Raw genomic sequence first — 16,748 nt, forward strand, 5'->3', positions numbered from 1 at the left:
TTACTTAAAATATTTTTATCGTTTTTGAATAGATAAATCAAAAACTTGAATCCTATAAGGACGCACAATTGAAGAAGAATAAAAAGTGACTTTCTGTCTTTACAAAGATGTAATATTGAACCACTTATTATGGCCAAATAAACTCAGCTTTGTTTTAACCAACTGGTTATATTTTATGCAAGCCATCAATCACTAAAATATCTATATTTTATTATCTTCAGTTTGAATTTTTTCAATATCTCTATAAATAATCTCATCTTTATATTTTTTTCTAAATTCTCTCTCTGCAAACTAAACTACATAGTTCATTTTTTTTTCACTAATTCACCCTCTAGAGTATTTACTCTTATTTTTTATATGTTATTTTGTAAATAGAAGTAACTTTGAGTTGTATATTTAAGTATCAAAATTATTTCTCATTCAAAACTTAAGTACTTCAAAGTATTCATTTTATTATATTAGGGAAAAATTAAAATGAAATTAAAACATTTATCAATCGCGATAATTGCTGCAAGTTTACCAATGACTGGTGTTTTTGCCGCAGCAATGGATCGCTCAGGCCAATCTATTTCGGCATTCCTTCAACCTAATAATTATTTTGAAGCGGGTATTTCAGTTTTAGACCCAACTGTTGAAGGTCGGGAAGCCGGAGATACGCCTAAACCATATCGTGAAATCAATGATATGGGAGATGATTATTATTTTCCATCTGCTGCGATTAAATTACAATTAACAGATCAAGTTTCATTTGGTCTTTTATATGACCAACCATTTGGCGCAGATGCAGCATATTCAGGTCAAAATGCTTTTGTTTCAACTGATCACGATACGGTATTACCTCCAGAAAGATTAACTGCTCTTCGTAACAGTACAATCGACTCCACATTTAATGCACTGACTGCACAACAACGTGTTGGTGGATTCCTACAAGGTCAAGGTGTTGACTTAACCACGCCAGCGGGTCAAGAACAATTTGGAAAATCATTAGCTAGATATGGTAGTGACGCTACATATAAAGCGGGTGTTGATGCTGCAGTAAAAAATGTTGTTACAGGTAGAGTTGATCAAGGCATTAAAGCCGCTAACGACACACTAGGTAAAGGTAACACCAAAGTTGAAGTAGACACCCAAAACATTTCAATGATTTTTGGTTTTCAACCCATTGCAAACTTAAACTTCTACGGTGGTGGTGTTTACCAAACCATTAAAGGAAATGTTAGCCTGCGTGGTCAAGCATATAGTTTATATAACGGCTATGATGCAAGCATTAAAGAAACTGGCGGTGTGGGTTGGTTAGCAGGTGCTGCATATCAGATTCCAGATATCGCATTAAAAGCATCAATAACTTATCGCTCTGAAATCGATCATGATGTGAATATCAATGAATCGATTCCTACACTTGGTGCATTAACGTTACTTGGTGAGCCTGGCGCAGCTGCAGCAAAAGCAATTGCTGCCGCCAATGGTAAAACGACAATTACAACGCCACAGTCTGTTAACATCGATTTACAAACTGGAATCATGGCAAATACGGTTGCTTTTGCAAACCTTCGTTGGGTAAATTGGAAAGACTTTTCAATCCAACCGTTAAAATTTGGTAAAGTTTCTCAAACTATTGGTGGTTTAGTTAACCGTCCAAATGGATTTAACCTTGTTGAATATTCTGATGATCAATATAGTGTAACTGCAGGTGTTGGGCGTAAAATTAATGACCTATGGGCAGGTAACGTTTCAGTAGGCTGGGACTCTGGTGCGGGCAACCCTGTTTCAACTTTAGGTCCAACTGAAGGTTATTGGAATGTAGGCTTAGGTGTTCAATATAGCCCTACCCCTGCAACGTTCATCGCTGGTGGTGTTAAATACTTCTGGTTAGGTGATGCTAAAGCTCAAACTGGTGCTCAAGCAGGTGGCGATAGTTATGTTGCAGAGTTTAAAGACAATACTGCAATCGCTTATGGTTTAAAAATTGGTTATAGATTCTAAGAGTCTATACCGATAAAAAAATCCCACATCAAAGTGGGATTTTTTTTATGATGGAAATTTAAAGCATTAAAAATCGTAGAAGGAAACTTCACCCGTTTCCAATGAATATTCAGCACCAACGACTTTTAATTTACCTTTGGCAATTAAGTTTTCTAATACGGCTGAACCATGGCGTAATTGATTGACTGAAGCAAAAACATTTGATTTCACGGCATGCATTGATAGTTTTTCTAAGTCATCTTTCAATTCAGTTTGCATTAGAATTTCAACTGAGGGACGAACACGATTTACAATTGACATAAGATTTGCAGAAGGTGGTGTATTTGGATTCTTCAGCGCTTCAATTGTTGAATGAATCGCACCACAATGGCTATGCCCTAAAACAACAACCAATGGACAGCCAAAACTATCTGCGGCAAATTCCACACTACCCACCTGCGATGGTGCGACAATATTACCTGCAACACGAATCACAAATAAATCACCGAAACCTTGGTCAAAAACCATTTCTGCTGGAACACGAGAGTCTGAACAACCTAAAATAATTGCAAATGGTTCTTGGCTGTCCATCATTTCAGATCGTTGCTGATGCGTCAAAAATTTAGTCAGATTGGTTTCACCATGTGCAAAACGTTCATTACCCTGTTTTAATCGTTCTAAAGCTTCTTGAGCAGTTAGCATGTCCTTTGTTCCATTGTGTGGAGAGTGTGATTATTTTAATGCCGCAAAATGTGAAAGTCACTGACTAAAAATAAACTCTGTTACAATTTTTGTTATGTAGGGGATATGGGGCTGAATTTCAAAAATACATAGACATAATTCACAGTTTAATTAAAATTATTTAACTAAAATACAAAATAATCTCTATATTAGTTGAGTTGGACACTGAAACTATGGCAAAAAACTTACAAATAAGACTTTCTCGGCAAATGTTGAAAAAATTATGATCATGAATAATATTTTTACTTTATATAATGCCTAGTCTTTTACTCGGAACCCTCTGCATGTCTGAACTGGCCCATAAAAAAATTCTTCATTTTTTAAACAGCATATTGTTAAGTTTGACTGCGATCGGTGTATTGTTTTTAGGTAGTCACAACAATGCAGCTGCTGGCACACCAGAATATGTGGATTATTTAAAAATTGTACAAGAAGAACGTGCTTGGGCAGGATTAACGTCTAAAACATTGCGTGTGGGTGATGTTATTTGGTCTTATAGTGAAGGTGGTTCTAAAGATAAGCCAACAGTTTTACTGATTCATGGTTTAGCCAGCAGCCGTGATACATGGAATGATATTGCGCAGTCATTGACCCCATATTACCATGTGATTATTCCAGACTTGCCTTCAGCAGGAAGTACCCAAGTTCCAGCCAATTTTGATTTATCTGTACCGAATGTAACTGAGCAACTTAGACGCTTTATTGAAGCTGCACATATCCAGGATAATTTAAATATTGCAGGACATTCATTGGGGGGAACCATTGCAATGTTTTATGCATCAGAATATCCATTTGATACGAAAAGCTTATTCTTAATGAGTACTGGGGGTATTTTTAAATCAACAAATACCAATTATTTAAGAAATCCAATCTATCTCAAACAATTATTAATCACACAAAAAGGTGATTTGGATTTTGTCATGAAAAAGGTGATGTTTAATCCCCCTTTTACTGCGCGTGTGATTAAAGATGAACAAGAAAAATTGTTCATTGCTAAATCTCAAGACACAGCCAAAATCATCAATCAAATTGACGCACTCAATCGACTCTACACCCCCTCAACATTTACTACGATGTTAAAAAACATTGAAGCGCCCACCATGATTCTTTGGGGTGAACAAGATCAGATTGTAAATGCGGATGTTGCAAATGAATTAAAATCGGTATTAAAACGCCCTGAAACACCAATTATCCTACAACGTGTTGGGCACATGCCATTACTTGAAGCACCCGAACGAGTTGCGGATTACTATTTAAGCTTTTTAAATAAAGTACAGCCTTTGCAAAACCCATTGTCTGATCAAACACATGGACAAATTGAGTTCAAAAAATGAAAAATCAACTTATTGAACAATTGATCGAAGCTCAACTTGGCTTTTTAGATCAAGAATTTTCACAGGCTGATACGATTAAAATTGAGTTTACTGAATTTTATCATTGGTTTAGAAAACAGCCTTTAAAACAAATTTGGTCTTTTGCACAAATTCATGATTTATTGTCAAAGCAAATTTTAGCTACACCTGCAAACAACTTTCTCATTGAGCAAATCGCTGAACATATTCGTTTTGCTTTAATTCATCCAAGTAACGATGAAACGTTAATTGAAGATATTATTCCAGTCAGCACGATTGATAAAATCGCACAATATGTCGCAAGCAAATCAGGTCATCGCCAAGCTTTGATCAAACGTGTTGTCAATAATCCAGCCTTTTCAAGCATGTTAACCCAATTGATCCATCATTCTATTCAAGACTATATTGATAATTCGGTCATGAATAAAAAAGTTCCTGGTGTGGGACGTTTTATGAAGATGGGGAAATCAGTTTTAGAATCGGTTACCGACACTAATTTAGATGATACGGTTAAGCATTATCTGCAAAAAAATATTATTAAAATTAGCCAGTTGAGTGAACAAGTCATTAATCAACAATTTGATGACAATAAGCTTTATCATTTTCAAGCCAATTTGTGGCATAAAATTAAAAAAGTACCGATTGCTGTATTGCGTAATTATGTTGAAATTAACGACTTACCTAAAACTGTAGGTATGGGGCATGAAATATGGGAACATATTCGCCAAACAGATTATTTAAAGAAACAAGTACATGATGGCGTACTGACTTGGTATGTACGTAATGAAGAACGCCCTTTTGATTTAATTTTAAGTGATATCAATATTGATGAAGCGTTGATTCAAAATCAATTACAACAGTTACTTGAACCTGTTATTCAACAAATGGTTGCTTCTCAACACTTAAAGAGTCGTGCACGGATCTATCTGGAAAAATTTTATTATTCAGATGAAACTTTAAAGATTCTAAATATTGAAAAAGGCGCATAAAGCGCCTTTTTCATGACTAAACAGATTTAATACAATTTAATTGAGCTTTAGAACTTATAGATTAAACCCAAATTGTAACGGCGACCATCCAATACATAATTATAAGTCGCAGTATCTATGCTTTTATCAAATAAGTTATAAATACCGGCATTAAACTGTAAGACATTGGAAGGTTTATAGTTTAGACCGACATCAATCATTGCATACGCTGGTCTACCTTTCCCCATAGATGTACGACTTAAATAATCAGAAGTTTTACTTCTTACATTTAAACGGCTCCACATCCCGACTTGATCATTTGTTTGCCAATCGAATGTTGTATTAAACATATGTTTCGGCATTTCATTTAAAGGTTGGCCTTTAAATGCTCCACTCTTTTGTTCAGTATCCGTAAATGTATAATTTGTTGCCCAACGAACATCTGGAGTGATTGCCCAACCTAGAGTTGCCTCTATACCACGCATATTTGCTTTATCGACATTAATACGTTGACTGACAAAGTCGAATTGTTGTCCTAACCAAGAACACCCCATAGTTCCAGAGTCTCCTTGACAGGTACGAATTTCAGTAATTTTATCTTTAAATTCACTATTAAATACGGTAAAACCTGCATCTAAATTGTCATTATTATCCCAGTTAATCGATGCTTCATAATTGATACTTGTTTCTGGTTTTAAATCTGGATTCCCCACAATCATACCACTCGACTGACCACCACCTGTTGCTTGTCCCCATCCTGCAACAGTGGCACGTAATGCCGGAGTTTTATAACCTGTTGATACCCCACCTTTAACAATCCAGTTATCATTCAAGGTCCAAACACCATAGACTTTCGGGCTAAAATGATCACCAAATTGTTCATCTTTATCATAGCGTAATGAAGCAGTTACCGTAAATGGCTCTACAATATTCCACGCATCCTCAGCAAATAATGCCCAACTATAGCGATCTAAGTTGGTTAATTTTGATCCACCAATAACTAACTGATTGCCAAAGTCCTCAAGCTCTTCTTTTAAATAACTTCCCCCGAAGCTCAAAGCATGAGAACCTAAATTGATTTGGTTCAAAGTATTAAACGTTGTATTGATTGCTTCCATACTACGGGATGGATTTTCATTTTCCTCACGTTGAATATAAGAATGTGTCTTTAAATCGCCAATTTCACCACGATGAGTCAAACTATATTCGGTACGATAATAATCTGTATATGAGTCTGTTGGGAGCTTACCATTTCGCCCTGGTACATTCGCGATTGTTTTACCTACCGTTTGATCACGGTTTTGAATTGATCGCTGATATTCTAAATCAATAGTATGTTCAGAACTTGGCGTCAAGCTCAGTGTTGCGCCACCTGCACGTATACGTTGCTTATTATAGCCACCAATGATGTCATCTTCATTGCGTTGTGAGAATGTTCCATTCGCCTTTAAGCCAAGTAAATTACGGATTAAAGGGCCAGAAACATACAGGTTTGCTTGATGGATATCCCCAGAATCTCTATTTTCTTGTAGTGTCGTATCCAACTTAACCGAACTTGTCCAAGTATCCGCGACTTTTTTGGTAATAATATTAATCACACCGCCCATGGCATCTGAACCATATAAACCAGACATCGGGCCACGAATCACTTCTATACGTTCAATACTTTCAATACTTGGCATCCAACCTTGCTCGATACCCGAGTTATCACTATTTGGTCGAACCGAACGTGTATTAACCTTTTTACCATCAATCAAAAAAACCGTATAGGCACTTCCCATACCACGGATACTAATATCACTTGAACTTCCACCACCTGTTACGACTACACCAGGAACATCTTTAAGTGCATCGGTTATATCTCTATACGCTTTTTTATTAATGTCTTCTTGCGTTAAAACTGAAATAGATGCTGCAGCTTGTTTCACCTCTTGCTCAAAGCCACTTGCTGTCACAACAATCGTTTCTAGTTTGGTTGACTCTGTAGACTGAGGATTAGTTTTATTAGAAGGTTCTTGTGATTCTGCGGCATAGGCAGTTCCCATCATAACGGTGATAATGGAGAGAGATAACGCAGATTGGATGATACGGTTAGTTGACATAAGGTATTCCAAAGAGGCTAAGAATGAATAGACAATGAAGGTTTAGATACAATGTGTAATAAAAACACCACAGCATTATAAACAATATTAATAACTATTCTCATTTTTATTAATCATTCGGTTAATATTTGGGCATTTCTAGGTATATCTTTAAGTTTTTATTCTGTTTTTTAAGATTCACTTAAGCTTATTAATATTTAAAAAAATACAAAAGTTAAATTTAGCTATGTGACATCCATAAAAAAACCTCCGAAATTTGGAGGTTTTAAAGAACAGTCAAATATCTACATTGATATACAGATTATTTGAAATAAGCGCCTTCTGCTTGACTATGGTCAGTCTGATCGACCACACGCCCGAGTTCAGGAATATGCTCTTTAAGTGTGGTTTCTACGCCTTGTTTTAACGTCACATCAATCGCAGAACAGCCTTGACAGCCACCACCGAATTTTAATACCGCAGTTAAACCATGTTCTTCATCTTCAACCACTTCTACCAGTGCGCAGTTTCCGCCATGCCCTGCCAATCCAGGATTGATCTCTGCCTGAAGAATATAAGTAATTCGTTCTTCCATAGACGCATCTGGACCAACACGTGGTACTTTCGAGTTAGGTGCACGGAAAGTAAGCTGCCCACCAAAACGGTCTTTGTTGTAATCAATTACAGCATCTTTCAGATATGGAATCGACGGTGTATCAATAAATGCAGGGAAATCAGGATAATCTTGTTTGTAATCTGTTGGAGCAATTTCATCAGGTGCACTATATGCCATACAACATTCAGCACGTGGAGTACCTGGATTTTCAACAAATACACGAACGCCAATTCCTGGAGTATTTTGCTTCTCCAAAAGATCTTTTAAATACTCTTGCGCATTGGGAGTAATCAATAAATTTGGAATTTCTTCTGCAACCGCAGTATTGGTGTTCTCAGTCGACATAACTCTATCCTCAAGCTGAAGTCGGTATTTTAACTGAAGATGAGGCTGAATGAGTGAAAATCAACTAAAATTGTCGGAATTAACTTAAAAAGATGTAAAAAATATAACCTACGCAAATTTCAACATAAAATATTCGCATAATAAATGAATATAAATCATACACAAATTGATATTTACTGCATTTTAGCTTATCAACAAATCGCGCTTTAAAACGCACAAAATGACACCAATGAAACTTTTATAAATGAAATACTAAGCTTAATTTTAGACATTTTTAGCACTGATTTATTCAATTTGTACGACCAATTTATCTAAATTTTGTCAGAAAATGCCACCCAAATATTGAATATGGCATGGATAATGTATACATCTGTATATTAATGATGAAATAAAACGAGATATTTTGCATGTCCAGTTCAATTGACGGTTTACAGTTTCCAGTTCATCCAAAGACTCAAAAAAGTAGCAGCTCGCAAGTCGGTAAAGAAATCATTGCGGAAGCACTTTCCTTGGTTGATCATCTCAGCGCACAGCAAGCTTTAGATGAAAAAAACTGGCGTAAAAATTATCCAGTTTATTTTAAGGCATTGGTTGAACATGGCATTCGTTCAAGTCATAACGCCATCACTATTGCCAAACAAGGCTTACACAAAGCCCAACATAGCTTTGATTTCTTTAGAGATGGACAACGCTATTCTTTAAAAGATATTGGTACAGTTCCAGTACTAGACAAGATTCAAAGCGTTAGTTTTAAAGGTCATTCAGATGCGGAGGTGGAGTGGTTTGTACCCTATCACGGGCAAAAGCTACAAGGCGAAGCGCTATATCAGCAAATTCAAAAGTGGCAAGACACTGGCATTATTGAAGCCAGCCATGCAGACGCCCTCAGAGAAGTGATTGCACATCCTGAATGGTTTGATTTATCGGATCGTACCTTAGTTTTATTTGGCGCAGCTTCAGAGGCAGGCCCATTAACATGGTTATCAAAATGGAAAGCCAATATTGTTGCCGTTGATCTACCCAATGAACGCGTTTGGGAGAGAATTCTTAAAACCATTGAAAATGGCAATGCCACACTGTACGCACCTAGTTTTCAAAAAATCGTCAATAACCATGATATTGACGAATTAAAAAGCAAACTTGGGGCAAATTTACTGACCCAAATTCCAGAAATTACACAATGGCTTTGTGATAATCCACACAAGTTAGATTTGGCCTCAATTGCTTATTTGGATGGTGAAAAACATGTGCGTGTGTCGATGGCAATGGACACGATTATGAGCCATGTCAGTGAACACAAGAATGATTCATCACTGATGTATATGTGTACGCCTACAGATGTCTATGCAGTACCTGAAGAAGTGATTGAAGGTTCAAACAAAAAGTTCAAACATAGATCAAAATTTGAAACTGTATTCAGCAAAGGGATTGCAACCCTTTCCTTAAAGCAATTCTTTAAGCACCATGATCAACAATTGATTAGCTCTGACAATGGTAAAGTCTATGGGATTGCTGATTGTCTGGTGGTCGAACAAGGCCCTAATTATGCCTTGGCAAAACGTATTCAACAGTGGCGCGCAACTTTAGCACGGCATCAGGGGCAACATGTCAGTATCAATATTGCGCCATCTACGACAACACATTCGGTCACCAAGAATCCTTTGCTTAAAGCTGCGTTTAACGGTGCAAGTTTGTTTGATGTAGAAGCGTTCCGTCCTGAGACAACCAATTCAATTATGGCAGCGCTTTGGATCCATGACTTAAGAAATCCGAAGTCTGTTGCAAATCCAGAAACTGAGATGGGTCACCCATTAGAATTGATGATGGAAGGCGCAAATCATGGTGGTTTATGGCGTGTCGCCTATCTTGCTCGCACAGCCTTACCTTTTGCTGCAATTTATGGATATGCGAGTGATAAATTGCCGATGCAAAAGCTTTTAACCAAGTTTAAAAAGTAATCCTTCAGGTTTAAATCTCTTTAAATTAAATGCCCAGTGATAAATTTAGCTGGGCATTTAAGTATATGAACACAATTTTAAATCTTATTAAATTCATAATAAAAGGCATAGGCATTCCCCCATAGCGTCAAATAACATACACAATGCAGCGATCCTTTAACGCCTTAAATATGCTATACCAATGTAAACAGTTCAGTCATTCTAAAATGATTGACAGTTTTCTAACGATCGTTTAAAAACCTATAAAACAACCAATGAGAGAACAACAAATGTCAAATCTACAAGGAAAAGTCAGTCGTGAAATTCGTGGTCATATTTTTTTAATTGGCTTAGATCGTGCAGATAAACGCAATGCTTTTGATAGTCATATGATTCACGACCTATCACTGGCTTTAACTGAATATGAAAATAATCCACAACTACGCTGTGCGGTGGTCTTTGCCCATGGCGAGCATTTTACCGCAGGATTGGACTTGGTTGAGTTACAACCAAAATTAGCCGATGGTGTTTTTAATTTTAGCGATGATATTGTGAATCCTTGGGGAACTGTTGGGCGTCAAAGAACAAAACCGTTGGTAACCGCCGTACAAGGCTATTGTTATACCGCTGGTATTGAATTGATGTTGAATTCTGACATCGTTATTGCCAATGAAAATACTCAGTTTACCCAAATTGAAGTACAGCGCGGTATCTTACCTTTTGGTGGTGCAACAGTACGTTTCGTCCAAGCTGCTGGCTGGGCAAAAGCTATGAAATATGTGTTAACTGGTGATTTATTTTATGCACAAACAGCCTATGAAATGAACTTAGTCACTGAGGTTGTTGAGGATAACCAACAGTTAACGCGTGCCATAGAGCTGGCTGAACGTATTGCCAATGCGGCACCACTTGCCGTCCAAGCGGCACTCCATTCGGCACATCAAGCCTTTTTACAAAGTCCTGAAGTCGCATTTGCAAACCTACAAAATCTACTTAGCCCTTTACTCGCCTCTGAAGATGCGCAAGAAGGTGTGAGAGCAATGATCGAACGTCGAGCACCACAGTTTAAAGGCAAGTAAACCAATCATAGCGATATACGGCGATAACCTAATAACTGTGGGAACAATCATGCAAAATTTAAAGTATTCAACTGAAATCAAACACTTGAATGGCAATAGTTTTACAAGCCAAGCCATCAGCTTTAAGGCATTGGATGGTTATGTACTGGCTGGCGTACTTTACACCCCAGTCAATACAATCAAAGCAAATCTTGTTGTTTCCAGTGCAACAGGTGTCCCACAAGCATTTTATCGCCGCTTCTCTGAATATGCAGCACAATTGAGTTATCAGGTACTCACTTTTGATTATCGTGGCGTGGCCAAATCTGCGCCACGGCAATTAAAAGGTTTTAAAATGTCATATCTGGATTGGGGAAAATTAGATTTAGCAGGTGCAATTGACTACAGTTTTAAACAAGATACGCCCCTATTTTTAGTTGGACATTCTTACGGTGGACAAGCCTTAGGGTTAACACCGAATCACGACAAAGTAAGTGCAATGTATTGTTTTGGCACAGGTGCTGGCTGGCATGGCTATATGCCATTTAAAGAAAAAATTAAAGTTCAGGTAATTTGGAACATTATCTTTCCACCTATGGTGGCGATTACAGGTTACTTACCTTGGAGTAAACTCAATATGGGTGCAGATTTACCTAAAGGGGTCTACCAACAATGGCGTAGATGGTGCAAAAATCCCACTTACTTTTTTGCAGATCCTGAGCAACAAAATTTGCATGAACAATATGCCCAAATTAAAACGCCGATTTATGCAGTGGCCGCTTTAGATGATGATTGGGCATTGCCAAATTCTCGTTATGCTTTTATGCAACATTACAAAAATGCGCCCATGCACTTTATCAACATATCCGCAGACGAGTTTGGTTTAAAACAGATTGGACATATGGGCTATTTTCGTCAAGGTTCGGAGCCAATTTGGGATAAAATGTTAAATACTTTCGAAACATTCATCCACGATTAATTTTAACTCCATAAGCAGCAAGGTCATCTATGCGCCCACAAAAACTTAGGCCTGAACATATGTTAAATACCTGTGCTTTACAATTTAAAGCACATGGTTATGCTGGAACAAGTATGGAGATGTTGGCAAAAGCATGTGGACTCAGTAAAGCATCGTTTTATTATTATTATCCCAACAAACAAGCCTTATTGATGCAGATCTTAGCGCACACTCATCTTTATTTAAATCAATCGCTGTTTAAACTCGAAGATTTTGCTGTAGTGGATGCAAATCAACAATTTCAAATCATCCATGATAAAGCTGTTCATTTTTTTAGTTATGAAATAAAAGGCTGTTTAGTTGGGATACTGTCCTTAGAGGCAAGCCATATTTCTTTAGAAGTCTTGGAAAAAATCCGTGAAATTTTCCAAGATTGGCAAAATGCCTTGTATCAATTATTTCAACAAAAAATGGATCAAGCCGATGCACAAATTTTGGCAAAAATAAGTGTGGCCGATTATGAGGGTGCGATTTTAATGTATCGACTAAATAACGATCTGTTCTATTTAAATCAAGTCAAAGCGCGAATTTCTCAACAACTCTCCTTATAATACTCGACTGATTTGCAACTTCTTGGTGAAAATTAAATGATAAAAAAGATCAAATATAGTTTTTTAGCTTTGCTTTTTATGAGCCTATTCAATACAGCTTATGCACAATGCAATCAACAAGATCAACGACAAGCTTATCAATGTATGCAGCAGCAATTAAAAACAGATAAAGCCAAAATGAATAAACTATATCAACGCATTTATCTGCAATACGATGATAACAACAAGTTATTACTAGAAAAATCACAAAAATCTTGGCTCAATTATCGTGATGCTCAATGTAATGAACTCATGGGAAGTCTTACTTATGGTGCTTTGGGATTGGCATCAGGATTTGCACATTTAGATTGTGAAATCAATTCCACAACATTTCGACTAAAAGAATTAAGCAGTCTAATAGAAAATCAATAACGATCTTTAAATTCGGCTTTATGTTCTATGCCTTGATGATCAACATGCGCATAGAACACCCCATAACGTCCGACATAGTATTCAAGTGATTGTTCATGATAGCTCCAAAAAATAGACCATTCACCAAAATCAAAAGACCCGATCTGACTTTGTGTATTCATCGGCATCTTACTGAGTACGTCATGCTGAATATGCCCTGCTTGAGAAAAATCTTTGGTCTGTAAAGCTTGTTCAAAAAACAGTTGCGCCGCTGCATCAAATAACCGTTGGTCTTCATCAGTTATCGGCTTGGCGGGGGGATGTTGCTCCTCAAGTACGGTCGGCTGCTCTACTTGAACTGTAGAATTTAATGGTGCTGTTGCTACTGTTGAACTCGCCTTTTGTCGCTCTTCTGCAATCATCTGTTTAATCAGCTTGGTTTTTTCGGGCAGTTCATGCTCTTCTTGAGGATTTTGAACCAATTGAGATAACGCTTGTCGTTGTTCTTCAAAAGCTGCATTAATTTTTTGTTTAGCAACCCACCGCCATAACACATATAACGTGATCAAAAATAATAGGACAATGATAAATTTCAACATAGCGTAATCTCAAGCATATAATACGCCCCAGTTCAGACTCATGAGCTAAGTTTAAAGCTGAGTATTTTGATTGTTTTTTTAATAGTTTACCCAGTAAATTGTATAACTATCTCATTAGAGATACCCAGCTTAAACGTAACAATTGTTTTCTTTATACAGATAAACCAGATCTCTTATTTTAATTTTGTAATGCTTTTAGATCACCTGAAGCAAATACGATCCCTTTGCCTGGCACCTTTTTGAGTATTATCGGTTTTCCTATATTTTTATATATCGGCTGATCATCTTTAAGTGCTTTTAAAGCAATTTTTTGAATAAAAATTTGATCATTTTTACTATACAGCTTTACCCCACCTTCATCTGAAGCCATATAATGAACTTTCACATGATAGATATTTTGTAGATCTGGCATCCACACAATCACTAAATCACCGCCACGTTCATACATATTGTCAAACACAATGGTATCTACATCCACTTGCTCAGATTTAACACCAACATAACCACTTGCACCCGCCAGTTGATCGACTAAATATAACGATTTTTTAGCACCCAACTGTATCCCATAGGCTGAAAAATATTGCTCTCGATCTTGCTTTTTACGGATACAGGAATAGGTTTTTAATACGACTTTTGTCGAGCGTAATTGATAAGTTTGAGGTGAAAATATGTCTTCATCATCTTGATAGCATTGTTTTGCAAGCTGCGTTTGAATATTGAGTTGTTGAAATTCTTGTGCATATATAGATGACGTGATCACGACACTACAAATGAATAATAACTGTTTGATATATTGTATTTTCATTTCAATTTTCTATATTTTAGGATAAGCCGTTATCTGTTGTATATCATTTAAAAATAAATGATCAGTTTTATCTGAATTATAGCAATATATAAAATAAAACACGCTATATAACGCATATAGCATGTTTTATTTTAAAGTAATTATTGCAATGTTTTAAACTGCGCTAAGCGTTGTTGCTGCTGTAATTGTTGTTCAAATTCAATTCTCCCCTTCGCTACATAGTTTTGTAAACCCGTCTGATCAATAAATGCTTTTTTATCACCCGCATTCAATTTGGCTAATTTCTGCTTCATATGGAAACGATCCGCTTTATTGGCAAGAAAAATATCTGCATGGATTGCATCCAAAGTTTTAAATGTGTGTCGTATGTCTGAAACTAGATTTGGATAATTGTTATTGTTTAACAAATAATAACCGCCCGTAAATAAACTGTCAGCATAGATGACTTTATAGTTTTTAAAGTGATAACGGATATCTGTCGTCCAAGAGGTTGCTCCTGGCAAATGGCCTGGCGTCGCATGTGCTGTAAAGATTTGACGACCGAGCTTTAATTGTTGCCCATCTTTGATAATGATATCTACAGCTACAGATGGAAAAGGCAATTGCTTACCTAAAGCAAAATCAGTCACGCCGCCATTTTCTAGCATTTCGGCATTGGCAGCACTTGCGACCAATTGAGCACCACTCCATTGTTTTAATTTGGCAAAACCACCAGCTTGATCTAAACGCGCATGACTATTGAGTAGGTATTTTACATCTGTGATTTTAAAACCCAATTTTTCAATATTGGCTTTAATCTGCGCTGCCGATTGATCAATCCCACTATCAATTAAAACCAAACCATCACCTGTATCAAACAGCACCGAAGATAAATTTTCAGTACCGACATAATAGACATGATTAAAAATTTTAAAGGGCTCAATGGGCGTATTCCACGATTCAAACAAACTCATCGGCGGTGCATCGGTCAATGCTTGCTGAGCATTTAACGGTGCTGCTTGAGTAAATTGAAAGCTCATTGCGATCAATGAAATAGCAATCGATTTGAACAGATGCATATAAGCGATCCATGCTAAAAATGAGTCGCTCATACTTGATTAAATCAGGATATTTATCAATTTTTTAATGTCTAAAAAACAACTCAATACATCTTAAATTGTAAACAATATTTGCAAATTGTATGTGTGTTTTGAAGGACTAATTTAAAACCTTGTCGGCAATTTTATTACTGACCTTAATAGCCAACTGATCAACATAATCACTATAAAAATTCGCAGCAATCAGGGTGACAACAATCGCAGTTAACCCTGAGCAGATTACCGCGAGAGAATAGCTCCAATGCCAACTTAAAAATAAGTTAAACAACGGAATACAGATTAAATACAGCATCATTAGATGTAATAGATAAATGGAAAAAGATAACTTTCCTAACCAGACCAAAACGGGGTGATCTAAGCCTTTAGACAATAATGGACTCATCAAAACACTATAAACAATTAAAATCCCAGCGATGAAGTTACTATAATCATAAGTATTCTCCCCTAAAATATGATGAACCCAGCTATAGGCTGCACTGGTATTATGTGCACCTGCCAAATATAGGCCAATCAATAACATAGGAATAGCTACAACATTTGAAAGTGGTTTGGCATACAGATAAATATAGATACCAATAATAAAACTGGAAATCCCAAAGCTAAAGCCTTGCCCTCGCCAAAGAAATGCAAGACAAGGAATTAAAAGTGAGCCTAGCCAAAAAGCAATATGTTTATAATGATACAAATAGAGTAGAAAAAATAATGCAAATGAGCCCATAAGCTCAATCGTCATCGTCCATAACACCCAATTTATATCACTTTCTGAGAATAAAAATGCGCCTATAGTTCCTTCATATACTGCATGTTTAAAACTAAAATCTTGTATCGCAAATGCATGTAACCAAGCACCCACATGACTACTATCAATATGGATGACTTTAAAGACCAACCAAATGATAATGCATGAAGTCAGTGCTGGAATCATTAAACGCGGATAGCGTTTAATCATCATATTTTTAATCTTTGCATGAAATTGTTGAGGGCTTTTTAAGATCGCATAGCTGAGCACAAAGCCACTTAAGACAAAAAATACAAAAACAGCAGCATCACCTGAGTAGAGAAAGCCAAAAGGCAAATGATGTATGGCATACACCCAAGCCAAATCTGTTTTCTCATGGGGATCAAAATGATGTAAATATGGAAAAAAACTCATTGCAAGATGAGAAAATACGACAGCTAAACAAGCTAAACCTCGAATACTTTCTGCCGAGTTTATTTTTGCGGACAT

General features: G+C 36.6%; 15 protein-coding genes. 8 read left to right on the forward strand and 7 right to left on the reverse strand.

All coding sequences use genetic code 11. The annotated features are described in order from the left end of the window. The first annotated feature begins 474 nt into the window (after positions 1-474). Entirely contained in the window at positions 475-1,983 is a 1,509-nt protein-coding gene (locus FY049_RS03740; protein ID WP_056514523.1) for a long-chain fatty acid transporter, read from the forward strand. 66 nt (positions 1,984-2,049) lie between these two features. Here FY049_RS03740 and FY049_RS03745 read toward each other — a convergent pair whose 3' ends face one another. Beyond that, entirely contained in the window at positions 2,050-2,664 is a 615-nt protein-coding gene (locus FY049_RS03745) for a carbonic anhydrase (protein ID WP_004722639.1), read from the reverse strand. 323 nt (positions 2,665-2,987) lie between these two features. Between FY049_RS03745 and FY049_RS03750 the strand changes: the two genes are divergently transcribed. Both FY049_RS03750 and FY049_RS03755 read left to right on the forward strand, forming a co-directional pair. After that, complete coding sequence (locus tag FY049_RS03750) at positions 2,988-4,037, forward strand: alpha/beta fold hydrolase (RefSeq protein ID WP_446083208.1); 1,050 nt, start codon at positions 2,988-2,990, stop codon at positions 4,035-4,037. Further along, positions 4,034-5,044: a hypothetical protein gene (locus tag FY049_RS03755; RefSeq protein WP_446083209.1), complete on the forward strand. Its 1,011-nt coding sequence runs from the start codon at positions 4,034-4,036 to the stop codon at positions 5,042-5,044. Before FY049_RS03750 ends, FY049_RS03755 begins: the two co-directional genes overlap by 4 nt. A gap of 47 nt (positions 5,045-5,091) precedes the next feature. Here the strand turns inward: FY049_RS03755 and FY049_RS03760 are convergent, their stop codons facing one another. After that, positions 5,092-7,125, reverse strand: a complete 2,034-nt coding sequence (locus FY049_RS03760) for a ligand-gated channel protein (protein WP_446083210.1) — start codon at positions 7,123-7,125, stop codon at positions 5,092-5,094. 301 nt (positions 7,126-7,426) lie between these two features. After that, a complete protein-coding gene (nfuA, locus tag FY049_RS03765; protein WP_004819478.1) occupies positions 7,427-8,065 on the reverse strand; it encodes a Fe-S biogenesis protein NfuA in 639 nt (212 codons plus the stop codon). A 407-nt stretch (positions 8,066-8,472) separates the two neighbouring features. On the opposite strand from nfuA, the gene FY049_RS03770 reads away from it, so the two are divergent. The 5 genes from FY049_RS03770 to FY049_RS03790 all read left to right on the forward strand — a co-directional run bounded on the left by FY049_RS03770 (position 8,473) and on the right by FY049_RS03790 (position 13,040). Beyond that, positions 8,473-10,023, forward strand: coding sequence for a hypothetical protein (locus FY049_RS03770; protein WP_446083211.1), 1,551 nt, complete (start codon positions 8,473-8,475; stop codon positions 10,021-10,023). 269 nt (positions 10,024-10,292) lie between these two features. Then, on the forward strand, positions 10,293-11,081 hold the full coding sequence (locus FY049_RS03775) for a crotonase/enoyl-CoA hydratase family protein (protein ID WP_056514538.1): 789 nt from the start codon (positions 10,293-10,295) through the stop codon (positions 11,079-11,081). 49 nt (positions 11,082-11,130) lie between these two features. Next, the gene (locus FY049_RS03780; protein WP_446083212.1) at positions 11,131-12,039 is read left to right on the forward strand and encodes an alpha/beta hydrolase family protein; all 909 of its coding nucleotides are present in this window, start codon (positions 11,131-11,133) and stop codon (positions 12,037-12,039) included. 29 nt (positions 12,040-12,068) lie between these two features. After that, positions 12,069-12,629, forward strand: a complete 561-nt coding sequence (locus FY049_RS03785) for a TetR/AcrR family transcriptional regulator (protein ID WP_004722653.1) — start codon at positions 12,069-12,071, stop codon at positions 12,627-12,629. Between the two features lie 78 nt (positions 12,630-12,707). Continuing rightward, positions 12,708-13,040, forward strand: coding sequence for a lysozyme inhibitor LprI family protein (locus FY049_RS03790; RefSeq protein ID WP_446083213.1), 333 nt, complete (start codon positions 12,708-12,710; stop codon positions 13,038-13,040). Here FY049_RS03790 and FY049_RS03795 read toward each other — a convergent pair. The 4 genes from FY049_RS03795 to FY049_RS03810 form a co-directional block, all read right to left on the reverse strand. After that, on the reverse strand, positions 13,034-13,618 hold the full coding sequence (locus FY049_RS03795; protein ID WP_446083214.1) for a hypothetical protein: 585 nt from the start codon (positions 13,616-13,618) through the stop codon (positions 13,034-13,036). The genes FY049_RS03790 and FY049_RS03795 overlap by 7 nt on opposite strands. Positions 13,619-13,796: 178 nt before the next feature. Beyond that, positions 13,797-14,423: a hypothetical protein gene (locus FY049_RS03800; RefSeq protein ID WP_446083215.1), complete on the reverse strand. Its 627-nt coding sequence runs from the start codon at positions 14,421-14,423 to the stop codon at positions 13,797-13,799. A gap of 140 nt (positions 14,424-14,563) precedes the next feature. Beyond that, positions 14,564-15,481 carry an HARLDQ motif MBL-fold protein gene (locus FY049_RS03805; protein ID WP_446083216.1) on the reverse strand — a complete coding sequence of 306 codons (918 nt, stop codon included), beginning with the start codon at positions 15,479-15,481 and terminating at the stop codon, positions 14,564-14,566. Between the two features lie 139 nt (positions 15,482-15,620). Beyond that, positions 15,621-16,748, reverse strand: coding sequence for an acyltransferase family protein (locus FY049_RS03810; RefSeq protein ID WP_446083217.1), 1,128 nt, complete (start codon positions 16,746-16,748; stop codon positions 15,621-15,623).

This window comes from Acinetobacter sp. 1125_18A (genome assembly GCF_052824985.1).